The 12,489-nt window shown below is 72.8% G+C and carries 5 protein-coding genes; 4 read left to right on the top strand and 1 reads right to left on the bottom strand.

Annotation, left to right across the window (positions count from 1 at the left end; genetic code table 11):
• Window positions 1-121: 121 nt before the first annotated feature.
• From gltB to ACWER9_RS22700, 3 genes are all read left to right on the top strand, one after another.
• Window positions 122-4,825: a glutamate synthase large subunit gene (gene gltB, locus ACWER9_RS22710; RefSeq protein WP_452303740.1), complete on the top strand. Its 4,704-nt coding sequence runs from the start codon at window positions 122-124 to the stop codon at window positions 4,823-4,825.
• On the top strand, window positions 4,818-6,338 hold the full coding sequence (locus ACWER9_RS22705) for a glutamate synthase subunit beta (RefSeq protein WP_452303739.1): 1,521 nt from the start codon (window positions 4,818-4,820) through the stop codon (window positions 6,336-6,338). Before gltB ends, ACWER9_RS22705 begins: the two co-directional genes overlap by 8 nt.
• Window positions 6,339-6,514: 176 nt before the next feature.
• Complete coding sequence (locus ACWER9_RS22700) at window positions 6,515-7,912, top strand: MFS transporter (RefSeq protein ID WP_452303738.1); 1,398 nt, start codon at window positions 6,515-6,517, stop codon at window positions 7,910-7,912.
• A 211-nt stretch (window positions 7,913-8,123) separates the two neighbouring features.
• On the opposite strand, the gene ACWER9_RS22695 is transcribed toward ACWER9_RS22700, so the two are convergent.
• Window positions 8,124-9,656: a M1 family metallopeptidase gene (locus ACWER9_RS22695; protein WP_452303737.1), complete on the bottom strand. Its 1,533-nt coding sequence runs from the start codon at window positions 9,654-9,656 to the stop codon at window positions 8,124-8,126.
• A gap of 133 nt (window positions 9,657-9,789) precedes the next feature.
• Here ACWER9_RS22695 and ACWER9_RS22690 point away from each other — a divergent pair, with 133 nt between their 5' ends.
• Window positions 9,790-12,483 (top strand): hypothetical protein, encoded by a 2,694-nt coding sequence (locus tag ACWER9_RS22690; protein ID WP_452303736.1) that lies wholly within the window; start codon window positions 9,790-9,792, stop codon window positions 12,481-12,483.
• The last annotated feature ends 6 nt before the right edge of the window (window positions 12,484-12,489 follow it).

The raw sequence follows: 12,489 nt of genomic DNA, 5'->3' as shown, positions 1-12,489 counted from the left end.
CAGTGGACGGTGTGATCAATCTCGGCTGGCAATGCGACCCCGGCCCTAACGTAGACTCAATAGACCCACGGGCCGACGTCGTCCCCACCATGATCCAACCTGAGTGACGACAGGAGGCCCGGTGGCTCAGCCGTACGCGGAAACAGCACACCCGCACCCGCACAGCCCGCAGGCGTCCCCGACGCCCCACCCCCGTCCGTCCGCCCAGGGCCTCTACGACCCAGCGCAGGAGCACGATGCCTGCGGCGTGGCCTTCGTGGCGGACCTGCACGGCCGGCGCTCCCACTCGGTCGTCGCCAACGGGCTCGGCGCGCTCTGTCGGCTGGACCACCGGGGCGCCCGTGGCGCGGAGCCGAACACCGGCGACGGCGCCGGCATCATGATCCAGGTGCCCGACGCGTTCCTGCGCGCGGTGGCCGACGTCGCGCTTCCCCCGGCGGGCGAGTACGCCACGGGGCTGGTCTTCCTGCCCGACGACGATGCCGCCGAGGCGCTGGCCCGCCGGGTGGTCGAGAAGTACGCGCTTGTCGAGGGCGCCGACGTGCTCGGCTGGCGGGACGTCCCGGTCGACCCGAGTGACCTGGGCGAGACCGCCCTGGCGGCGATGCCCCGGGTCCGGCAGCTCTTCCTGGCCGCGCACCGCCTGACCGACGCGCCCGACGGCCCGGCCGGCTCGCCGCTGCGTGGCATCGAACTGGACCGGGTGGCGTTCTGTCTGCGCAAGCAGGCCGAACGGGAGACCGCCGAGCGGGGTGTCGCTGCGTACTTCCCGTCGCTGTCCAGCCGCACCATTGTCTACAAGGGCATGCTCACGCCCGACCAGTTGCCGGCGTTCTACCCGGACCTGCGCGACGAGCGGGTGGAGAGCGCCATCGCGCTCGTGCACTCCCGTTTCTCCACCAACACGTTCCCGTCCTGGCCGCTGGCGCACCCGTACCGGCTCATCGCGCACAACGGCGAGATCAACACGATCCGCGGCAACCGCAACTGGATGCAGGCCCGCGAGGCGTTGCTGCGCTCGCCGAACGTGCCGGGCAACATCCGGCGGGTCTTCCCGGTCTGCACCCCCGCCGCCTCCGACTCGGCGAACTTCGACGAGGTCCTGGAGTTGCTGCACCTGGCCGGGCGGAGCCTGCCGCACGCGGTGCTCATGATGATCCCCGAGGCATGGGAGAACGACCCGGGGATGGACCCGGCCAAGCGTGCCTTCTACCGCTTCCACGCCAGCCTCATGGAGCCGTGGGACGGTCCGGCCTCGGTGGCCTTCACCGACGGCGAGATCGTCGGCGCGGTGCTGGACCGCAATGGGCTGCGCCCGGGGCGCTGGTGGCAGACCGACGACGGTCTCGTGGTGCTGGGCTCCGAGGCGGGTGTGCTCGACCTGGACCCGGCCCACGTGGTCGCGAAGGGACGGCTCCAGCCGGGCCGGATGTTCCTTGTCGACACGGTGGCCGGGCGGATCGTGCACGACGAGGAGATCAAGTCCGAGTTGGCCGCCGCCCAGCCGTACGCCGAGTGGCTGCACGCCGGGCTGATCGAGCTTGACGACCTGCCGGCCCGCGAGCACACCGTCTACACGCACGACTCGGTGCGTCGCCGGCAGCAGGTCTTCGGCTACACCGAGGAGGAGCTGAAGGTCCTGCTGGGGCCGATGGCCCGCACCGGCGCCGAGCCGCTGGGCTCGATGGGCACGGACACCCCGATCGCGCCGCTTTCCACCCGGCCGCGGCTGCTCTACGACTACTTCCACCAGCTCTTCGCCCAGGTCACCAACCCGCCGTTGGACGCCATCCGTGAGGAGTTGGTGACCAGCCTGGCGTCGACGATCGGGCCGGAGGGCAACCTGCTCGACCCGGGGGCGGCGAGCTGCCGGCAGATCGTGCTTCCGCACCCGATCATCGACAACGACGAGCTGGCCAAGATCCTCTCCATCGACGAGGACGGTGACCTGCCCGGCTTCAAGGCGGTCCGGGTCTCCGGGCTGTACCGGATCCGCGAGGGCGCCGCCGGGATCAAGGCGCGGCTGACCGAGATCTGCCGGCACGTCTCCGAGGCCATCGAGGACGGCGTGCGCATCCTGGTGCTCTCCGACCGGGACTCCAACGCCGACCTGGCGCCGATTCCGTCGCTGCTGCTCACCGCAGCCGTGCACCAGCACCTGGTCCGCGAGCAGACCCGTACGCAGGCGGCGCTGATCGTCGAGTCCGGCGACTGCCGGGAGGTGCACCACGCGGCGGTGCTGATCGGGTACGGCGCGGCGGCGGTCAACCCGTACCTGGCGTTCGAGTCCGTCGAGGACATGCTCGCCACCGGCGCGCTCGCGGGTGTGGAGCCGGCAACCGGGGTGCGCAACTACGCGAAGGCGCTCGGCAAGGGCGTCCTGAAGATCATGTCCAAGATGGGCATCTCGACGGTCTCCTCGTACTGCGGGGCGCAGGTCTTCGAGGCGGTCGGCCTGGACAGCCGGCTGGTCGAGCGCTACTTCCGGGGCACCCCCAGCCGCATCGGCGGGGTGGGTCTCGCCGGCGTGCACACCGAGGTGGCCGCCCGGCACGCGCTGGCCTGGCCGCCGCCCGGCACCGCCGTCTCCGACCGGCTGGAGGTCGGCGGCGAGTACCAGTGGCGGCGCGAGGGTGAGCTGCACCTGTTCAACCCGGAGACGGTCTTCCTGCTGCAACACGCCACCCGCAGCCGGCAGTACGACGTCTTCCGGCAGTACACCGCGAAGGTCGACGCGCTGGCGGCGCAGGCCGGCTCGCTGCGCGGGCTGTTCACCCTGCGCACCGGGGTCCGCCCGGCGGTGCCGATCGAGGAGGTCGAACCGGCCACCGAGATCGTCAAGCGGTTCGCCACCGGCGCCATGTCGTACGGGTCGATCTCGGCGGAGGCGCACGAGACGCTCGCCATCGCCATGAACCGTCTCGGTGGCAAGTCCAACACCGGCGAGGGCGGCGAGGACGTCGAGCGGCTGCACGACCCGGCCCGCCGTTCGGCGGTCAAGCAGATCGCCAGCGGCCGGTTCGGTGTGACGAGCGAATACCTGGTCAACGCCGACGACCTCCAGATCAAGATGGCCCAGGGCGCCAAGCCGGGCGAGGGTGGTCAGCTGCCCGGCAACAAGGTCTGGCCGTGGGTCGCCCGGACCCGGCACGCCACCCCCGGCGTGGGTCTGATCTCCCCGCCGCCGCACCACGACATCTACTCCATCGAGGACCTCGCCCAGCTGGTGCACGACCTGAAGTGCGTCAACCCGGCGGCCCGGGTGCACGTCAAGCTGGTCAGCGAGGTCGGCGTGGGCACCGTCGCCGCCGGGGTGGCGAAGCTCAAGGCGGACGTCATCCTGATCTCCGGCCACGACGGTGGCACGGGCGCGTCCCCGATGAACTCGCTCAAGCACGCCGGCACCCCGTGGGAGCTGGGGCTTGCCGAGGCGCAGCAGACGCTGTTGCTCAACAAGCTGCGCGACCGGGTCACGGTGCAGGTCGACGGCCAGCTCAAGACCGGCCGGGACGTGCTGGTCGCGGCGCTGCTCGGCGCGGAGGAGTTCGGCTTCGCGACCGCCCCGCTGATCGTCGAGGGCTGCGTGATGATGCGGGTCTGCCACCTGGACACCTGCCCGGTCGGCATCGCCACCCAGAACCCGGTGCTCCGGGAGCGCTTCACCGGCAAGCCGGAGTTCGTGGAGAACTTCTTCCTCTTCCTCGCCGAGGAGGTCCGGGGTTACCTGGCCGAGCTGGGCTTCCGGTCGATCGAGGAGGCGATCGGGCAGTCCGAGCTGCTCGACGTGGCCCCGGCCGTGTCGCACTGGAAGGCCCACGGGTTGGATCTGGCGCCCGTCCTGCACCTGCCGGAGTTGCCCGCCGGTGCGGCGCGACGCGGGGTCCGCGCCCAGGACCACGGCCTGGAGCAGGCGCTCGACAACGAGCTGATCGCGCTGGCTCGTCCGGCGTTGTCCGGGGGCGCGTCGGTGCGGGTCGAGGTGGCGGTGCGCAACGAGCACCGCAGCGTCGGCGCGATGCTCGGCGGTGAGGTGACCCGTCGGTTCGGCGGCGTCGGCCTTCCCGACGACACCATCGAGTTCGTGCTGCACGGCACGGCTGGGCAGTCGTTCGGCGCGTTCCTGCCGCGCGGGGTGACCCTGCGCCTGCACGGCGACGCCAACGACTACGTGGGCAAGGGCCTCTCCGGGGGGCGGCTCATCGTCCGTCCGGACGCCGCCGCGCCGTTCCTCGACCCCGACGCCGAGCCCGGGCGGCGGGCCGAGGACCAGATCATCGCCGGCAACACCATCCTGTACGGAGCGACGGCGGGCGAGGTCTTCCTGCGCGGCCGGGTCGGGGAGCGGTTCGCGGTGCGTAACTCCGGCGCGGTCGCCGTGGTCGAGGGCGTCGGCGACCACGGCTGCGAGTACATGACCGGCGGCACGGTGGTGGTGCTGGGCGCGACCGGCCGGAACTTCGCGGCCGGCATGTCCGGCGGTACGGCGTTCGTGCACCACCTCGACCGGGCCCGGGTCAACGCGGAACTCGTCGACCTGACGCCGCTCGGCGAGCAGGAGCAGTCGCTCCTGCACGAGCTGGTCCAACGGCACGTGGCCGAGACCGGGTCGGCGGTCGCCGAGGAGCTGCTCAAGCGGTGGCCGGAGGCCGTGGCCGAGTTCACCGCGGTGATACCCCGCGACTACCGCCGGGTGCTGGAGATCATGCGGGCCGCCGAAGCAGCCGGCCGCGACGTCGACGACGCGGTGATGGGCGCGCTGAGCGCGCCGGTCGCGCCGGTGCCGCCCGCCCCGCGGGTGGCTGCCCAGGAGGTGGCTCGTGCCTGACCCGAACGGTTTCCTGCGCTACGACCGGCGGCTGCCGGCCCGCCGCCCGGTGCCGGTGCGGATCAGCGACTGGCGGGAGGTGTACCCGCCGGCCGGCGAGGAGTTGGTCCGTGAGCAGGCCACCCGGTGCATGGACTGCGGCATCCCGTTCTGCCACGACGGCTGCCCGCTCGGCAACCGCATCCCGGACTGGAACGACCTGGTCCGTACCGGCAACTGGGACGCTGCGGTGGAGTCGCTGCACGCCACCAACAACTTCCCGGAGTTCACCGGCCGGCTCTGCCCGGCGCCCTGCGAGGCGGCCTGCGTGCTCGGCATCTCCGGCGGTCAGCCGGTGACCATCAAGCAGGTCGAGGTGGAGATCGCCGACGCCGCCGCGGCGCGGGGGTTCACCCCGCGCCCGGTGCCGGCCCCGTCGGGCCGGTCGGTGGCCGTCGTCGGCTCCGGGCCCGCCGGCCTCGCCGCCGCCCAGCAACTGGTCCGCGCCGGTCACACGGTAACGGTGTACGAGCGCGACGACGCGATCGGCGGCCTGCTCCGGTACGGCATCCCGGACTTCAAGTTGGAGAAGCGGCACATCGATGCCCGGTTGGCCCAGCTCACCGCCGAGGGAGTGCGCTTCCGTACCGGCGTGAACGTCGGGGTGGACATCACCGCCGAGCAGTTGCGCGCCGAGCACGACGCGGTGCTGCTCGCCGCCGGGGCGTTGCAGGGCCGGGACACTCCGGAGACTCCCGGGCGGGCGCTTCGGGGCGTACACCAGGCGATGGCGCACCTGGTCGCGGCCAATCGGGCGGTCGCCACCGCGACCACCGAGGAGGCCGCCGAGCGCCGGTTGGCGCGGGCGGTGCTGCCGGACGGCACCCCGATCGACGCGGCCGGCAAGCACGTGGTGATCATCGGTGGCGGTGACACGGCGGCCGACTGCCTCGGCGTCGCGCACCGCCAGGGCGCGGCGGGCGTGCACCAGCTCGACCTGTACCCGCAGCCGCCGCAGGAGCGCGACGAGGCCCGGGACCCGTGGCCGACCTGGCCGTGGGTGCTGCGCAGCTACCCGGCGCACGAGGAGGGCGGCGAGCGGGTCTTCGCCGCGGCGGTGCAGGAGTTCGTGGACGACGGCACCGGCCAGGTGCGGGCGGTGCGGATCGCCGAGGTGACAGTCGAGAAGCGCGACGGCCAGCGCATCGTCACCGTGGTGCCGGGCTCCGAGCGGGAGCTTCCCGCCGATCTGGTGCTGCTGGCGATCGGCTTCGAGGGCACCGAGCAGCAGCCGCTGCTGGAGCAGTTCGGGGTGTCCCGCAACCCTCGGGGCGCGGTCGACGCCCGCGACGACTGGCAGACCGACGCCGACGGGGTGTTCGTGGCCGGTGACATGCACCGGGGCGCCTCGCTGATCGTCTGGGCCATCGCCGAGGGGCGGGCGGCCGCCGCCGCCATCCACGGCTACCTGGGCGGTGTCGGCGTGTTGCCGGCCCCGGTGGGCCCGGCCGCGCAGGCCCTCGCCGCTCGCTGAGTCACGGGCGTCCGGTCGGTACGGCAGCAGGTCTGCCGCCGTACCGACCGGACATTCCCGCTGGTGAAGACGCTCACAAACGTGGTCAAAGAGGTTTGGGCCGGCAAGACTTGTCGGCTGCCGAACCGCTTGCGATCGGCCTGAACGACCATGCTGCCGATCGCTGGAGGTTCGTCGTGGCCACGGGTGCCACCTTCGCCGCGCTGCGCCACCGCAACTACCTGATCTGGGCGCTCGCCGGCTTCGTCTCCGTCATCGGCACCTGGATGCAGGTCCTCGGGGTCAACTGGTACGTCCTGAAGGAGACCGGGTCGGCGACGTCCATGGGCTTCGCCGTGCTGCTCCAGGCGGCACCCACCCTGCTGCTCAGCGTCTGGGGCGGGGTACTGGCCGACCGCCTGCCGGCCCGCCCGTTGCTGATCACCGCCCAGGTGGCCCACGCGCTGCTCGCCGCCGGGTTGGGGGCGGTCGCCCTGACCGGGTTCGGCGGCCTGCCGCTGATCTTCGCGATCTCGCTGGCCACCGGCGCCGTCTCGGCGATCGAAGGTCCGGTGATGGGCCGCTGGGCCTCGTCCCTGGTCGACCGGGACACCCTCGGCAACGCCCTGGCGCTCGGTTCGCTCACCAACTCCGCCGGCCGCATCCTCGGCATGAGCCTCGGTGCCGTGGTGGTGGCCGCCGTCGGCCCCGCCCTGCTGTTCGGCATCAACGCGGCGAGCTTCGCCGCCGTGGTGGTGGCGCTCTTCGCCGTCCGCCCGGGGGCTGTGGTCGGTGTGGCGGTGAGCGCCGCCGGCGCGACCCGCAGCGGCGTACGGGCCGGGTTCGCCTACCTGCGGGGGCAACCGGTGCTGCTCGTCGCGCTCGCCCTGTCGTTCGTGCTCGGCAGCCTCGGCCGCAACTACCAGGTGACCATGGCCGCGATGAGCGACGGGCCGCTGGACGCCGGCGCCTCCGGGTACGGGCTGCTGTCGACAGTGTTCGCTGTCGGAACTGTGGTGGGGGCGCTCGTCGCGGCCCGACGCCGGTCCCTCGGCTACCGGACGCTCGTCGTCGCGGGCCTGCTCGCCAGCGGGTTGCAGATCGTCGCCGGGCTGGCGCCTGGCACCTGGAGCTTCGCCACGGTGATCCTGCCGATCGCCGCCGCAGCGGTGGTCATCGACACCACCGTCGGCACCCGCGCCCAACTCGACACCGACGGCGCGATGCGGGGGCGGGTGCTCGCCGCCCTGGCGGTCACCGGCTCGGTCTCCGCCGCGGTCGGCGCTCCGCTGCTCGGCTGGCTGGCCGAACACGCGGGCCCCCGGCAGACGCTCGTCCTCGCCGGATCCGTTGCGGCGATCGCCACCGTCGCGGCGGGCGTCGCCCTGGACCGCGAGCGTGGCCGCGCGGCGACGCTCGCGCTCGTCGTGCCGCGGCCTCGCCATCCGGTACGACGAGCGGCGTTCCGGGCCGCCCGCATCGTCCGGCCCACCGGGGCGGTCTGTGTCATCGGGCCCGCCGACGCCGGAGCGACCCCGTCGAGCGTGCCCCGACTCAGAGAGTTGGCCACAACCGGCCCAGCAACCCACCGCTAAACCCGGCCCCGGCCCGGCCCCGGCCCGGCCCCGCCCGGCCCGCCCCGGCCCCGCCCCGCCCGGCCCCGCCCCGCCCCGTCGATCATGGAGTTGTGGTGGGCGACAAATCGTGCCCTTGCCGGATATGTGCGGCACCACAACTCCATGATCGACGAAGGGAGCGGGGGGAGGGGACGGGGAGAGGGACGGGGGGAGGGGGGAGGGGTGGGGGCTAGTGCGACATCAACTCGTGGGCCTCGCGGATCTTGGCCCAGGACTTCGGCTCGGTCGGTGGGGCGGCCTTGCGGGCGGCGCTCGCCAGCTCGGGTCGGCCGGCGGTGAACAGCCAGGTGCTGAAGAGGTCGTCCAGGTCCAGTCCGGAGATCCGCTCGGCCAGGGCCTGGAACTGCTCGATCGTGGCGTTGCCGTACCGGTGCTCGGTGGTCCACGCTGGCAGGATCTCGAAGAACGCGTCGTCGCCGACGGCCAGCCGTAGCTGGTGCAGGGTCATCGCGCCCCGGTCGTAGACAGCGTCGTCGAAGATGCGAGCGGCGCCCGGGTCACCGGGCAGCACCTGCCAGAACGTGTCGTCAGCCGGGTAGCTGGCGTAGACGAAGTCGAAGACCTCCTGGGCGGTGCCCTCGCCCTGCTCCTCCGACCAGAGCCACTCGGCGTACGAGGCGAAGCCCTCGTTGAGCCAGATGTTGCGCCAGTCGGCCACCGAGACCGAGTCGCCGAACCACTGGTGGGCCAGCTCGTGCGTCACCACGTACGTGTTGGCGCCGCGCCGCCAGAAGCCCGGCCCGTACACCGGTCGGGTCTGCGTCTCCAACGCGAAGCCGATGCCGTCCACCGGCCCGGCCACGCCGCCCTGCGCCTCGAACGGGTACGGGCCGAAGAGCCCGCTCTCCCAGTCGACGATCTCGGCGGTCCGCTCGATGCTGGCCCGCGCGGCCGGCCCGCGCGCGCCGAGTGAGGTGCTGTACGCGTTGACCACCGGCTGGCCGCCAGGGGTGGTGTCGGTGACGATGTCGTACTGGCCGATGGCCAGGAAGGCCAGGTAGGTGGCGGTGGGCGAGGTGGTCCGCCAGCTCCACCGGGTGCGGTTGCCGGCCTCGGCCAGCGGTGGCGTCGGCTGCACGCCGTTGCTGATCACCTCGACGCCGGTGGGCACCGACACCGAGATGTCGTAGGTGGCCTTGTCCAACGGGTGGTCGTTGCTCGGGAACCACCACCACGCCGACTCGGGCTCGTTGACGGCGAGGGCGCCGTCGTCGGTGCGCGTCCAGCCGGTGTAACCGCCGACCAGGGCCTCCGACGGGACGCCGGAGTAGCGCACCACGATGGTGAGCTGCTGGCCCTTGGTCACCGTGCGGGCCGGGGTGACCACCACCTCGTGCGTACCCGCGGTGCTCGTGGTCGCCGCCCAGCCGTTGACCCGGACCGACTCGACGTCGAGCAGGAAGTCCAGATTGAACCTGGAGAGGTCCTGGGTGGCGGTGGCGAGGATGGTGGTGGTGCCGGTGAGCCGGTCGGTGGCCGGTTCGTAGCGCAGTCGGACGTCGTAGTGCCCGACGTCGTAACCGCCGTTGCCGTAGTCGGGGAAGTAGCTGTCGCCAAGTCCAGGCGCGCCGGGTTGCGGCGCGGCGGAGACGACCGGACGGCCCCAGGCCGTCGGGGCTGCCTGGCCGGGGGTGCCGGCGAGCATGGTGCCGGCGGTGGTGAGGGTCAGGGCGGTGGTGGCCGCCGTGAGGACTCGTCGCACGGGGTGGACTCCCTCCATCGGGTGTTCGCCAGGCCAACCTAATCGACAACTGTGAACCTCGTCGGCCCACCGTCCGTCGATCTCTGGCGTATGTTGCACCGCAAGGTCACACTGTGTGCATCGGAGGTGACGCGTGCGCCGGTCGGAGGTGCCCAGGCGGGAGTTGATCGTCCAGCGGCAGCCGACCGCCGGCCGGGAGCGGCTGCCGCCCGGCGGGCTGGAGTTGTTCGCGCTGCTCGCCCAGTTGCTGCGCCGCCCCCGGCGCGGCGACCGTCGGCTGCCGCTGCTGTGGCTGGTCCGCTCGGACACCGCCGACCTGATGCTGCCGCTGCGCCGGTTCCTCGGCCAGGGCCCCCGGCGGCGGGTCCCGCACGCCGTGCTGGACGCCGACGCCCCGCCCGGCGCCGGGGACGTGCCGGCGCTGCTGCGGGAGCTGCACCGGCAACTCTCCCTGGAGGCGTTCGGCGCCGCCCGGCTGCGCTTCCGGCACTACCCGCTCGCCGACTGGTTGATGCAGCAGAGCCTGACTGCGGGCATCGACGCCGACGACAGTCGCGCCGCCCTGGTCCGCCGGCTGCGCGACCGCCGGGGCCCGCGTACGCCGGAGGCGTTGCCCTCCGGCGGCGACGCGGTGAGCATCGTCTCGCAGGTGCTGCTCTGGCTGGTCCGTCGCGCCGTGCCGGGGGTGGTCTTCCGGGCCGCCGTCTCCGGTCGGGTGCCGGTGCTCGGGCGGCACTACAACTGGTTCATGCGCCAGCAGTACCTGGCGCCCCGGCAGTCGGTCACGTTCCTCGGCTTCGCCGAGCGCCTCACCGCGGGCTGGCGCGACGGGGAGCAACCCGACCAGGTCAACAAGCTGCTGCTGCACGCGTTCCTGGAGGACCTTCGGCAGGCGTACCGGCGTCGGCCGTGGCGTCCGTCGGACTGGCGGCGCACCGCGTACCCGGCGCTGCTGCTCGACCACGTCGCCCCCGACAACGTCGGCGGGGAGTTGGTCCGCCTCGTCGGTGACGTCCGCACCGAGACCGGCCGCAACGACCCGCTGCTCATCGTCGCGTCCGGTGGGCAACCCCCACCGGACCTGCCCGAGCCGCACCCGTTGACCGAGGCCGACGAGGCGTACGACGAGTGGGCCGGGGCGCTGCCGGAGATGCGCCGGCTGCGCCGCCCGGCCACCTGGTTGGTGGCGTTGCGGCCCGACGAGACCGACACCGGCCCACCGTCGCGTGGCGGCCTGCGGCCCTTCTCCGCGCCCGACCCGCCGTGGTGGTCGCGGCGCTTCCTGCCGACGGCGCTCGCTCTGGTGCTGGTGGCGACGCTCGGCCTCTGGGTGACGAGCCGGTGGGGGTTGGGCTGTCACCCCTCGTTGACCGGTCAGGTGTCGGTCGAGGTGGTCGGCAGCGGCGAGTGTGTCGGTTACAGCGACAGCGCCGCGCAGGTGTTCAACAACGACCCGGGCCAGGACCGGCTGCGCACCGTCCAACAGCGCATCTTCGCGCAGAACCGCGCCGCCGAGGAGGTCTGGCAGCGCAGCGACCGACGACGGCCCTTCCTGACGCTTGTCTACCTGGGCACCCTGACCGGCAACCGGACCCGCGCGGACGAGGAGTCGTACGTCTCCGAGCGCGAGGAGCTGGAAGGGATGGCCACCGCCCAGTACGCGTTGCTGAAGGAGTCGGCGGGCGCGGACGGTGCGGCGCTGCTGCGGATCGTGGTGGCCAACGGCGGCCGGCAGATGATCTACGCCGACCGGGCCGTGGCGATGCTCGCCGAGTTGGCCCGGGACGACCCCACGGTGCTCGGCGTGGTCGGGCTGGTGGAGAGCCGGAGCAGCACCGCCCGCGCGCTGCGGGAGCTGAACCAGGTCGGCCTTCCGGTGCTGGCACCCACCCTCTCCGCCGACAAGATCGACGCCAACTCCCGCCTCTACCTCCAGATCTCCGCACCGAACAAGGACCAGGTGAAGCTTGTCGACGCGTACGCCAAGCAGGTGCTGAAGGTCGACGAGGCGCACGTCTTCTACACCACCCTGGAGGGCAGATCGCTCACCGAGGACCTCTACGTGGGCACCCTCGTCGACGGTCTCCGCAAACAGTTCGGCCCCCGCATCACCCGTCTCGACGAGTGGAGCACCGGGCAGCGGCTGACCGACGAGTGCGGCTACCCCGGGCTGCTCTTCTACGCCGGCCGGTGGTCGGAGTTCGACGGTTTCCTGCGGGCGCTGCGCGAGTGCGGCGGCAACCCGCCCCGGCACCTCGTCGCCGACGACTCGGTCAACCGGTACATGGCCAACCCGGGGCTGCGCGCCGCCGCGCCCGGCAACCTGCCCGTCACGTACGTCTCCAAGGCGTCCCTGGCCACCTGCGCGGTGCTGCGGGCCGCCCAGGACCGGCGCGACGACGCCCGGGCCAGCTTCCTGTCCTGGATCCAGGCCGACGACCTGCTCGACCCGCCGCGCTGCCGGCCGGGCTCGGAGGAGCAGGTCGGCGAACGGGTCAGCCTCGCCTACGACGCGTCGATGATGATGGTCCGGGCGGTGGAGAGCCTCGCCGCCCGGTTGCACCCCGCCAACCCCCGGCAACGCTGGGAACCGGGTTCGGTCAACCCGGTGGGCGTGCACGCCGAGGTGCTCCGGCAGAACGCCGGGCAGGGTTATCCGGGGGTGGCCGGGCTGATCCGGTTCACGCCCGACTCGGGGGAGCCGGTCGACAAACGGCTGGCCCTGATGCGGGTCGAGCAGGTGCCCGACGTGGCGACGGCGCCGGTGGAGGTGTTCCGCTGCGGGGCGGCCGACGCGTCCAGCCCGGCGGTGTGCGGTCCCGCCTGACCAACC

This window comes from Micromonospora sp. NPDC003944 (genome assembly GCF_053605225.1).
Note: the sequence above shows the minus strand (reverse complement) of the source record. Positions and strands in the feature narration are given on the sequence as shown.